General features: G+C 60.6%; 1 protein-coding gene. It reads left to right on the top strand.

Annotation, left to right across the window (positions count from 1 at the left end):
- The coding region (locus N2041_RS14560; RefSeq protein ID WP_297679326.1) for an AAA family ATPase at positions 1-330 on the top strand (330 nt) is incomplete at both ends.

A 330-nucleotide genomic window follows, 5' to 3' on the forward strand; every position in this document is an offset into this window, starting at 1 on the left:
TCCTCGAACAGACCGAAGACGGGGAACGGCGCTTCCGCTTTCGACCCGGTCCTGTTTTTACCAACCTGCTTTTAGCCGATGAAATCAACCGCGCCACCCCTAAGACCCAATCCGCCCTCCTCGAAGCCATGCAGGAGCGGCAGGTGAGCGTGGGCGGGCAGACCCATCCCCTCCCACGGCCTTTCCTTGTCCTCGCGACGCAGAACCCCATCGAATTGGAAGGTACGTACCCTTTGCCGGAGGCTCAGCTCGACCGTTTCCTCTTCAAAATCCAAGTGGGCTACCCATCCGCCGCCGAGCTAGTTGAGATTCTCAACCGCACCACCGGCG

It is taken from the genome of Tepidiforma sp. (assembly GCF_026419595.1).
Lineage (GTDB): Bacteria > Chloroflexota > Dehalococcoidia > Tepidiformales > Tepidiformaceae > Tepidiforma.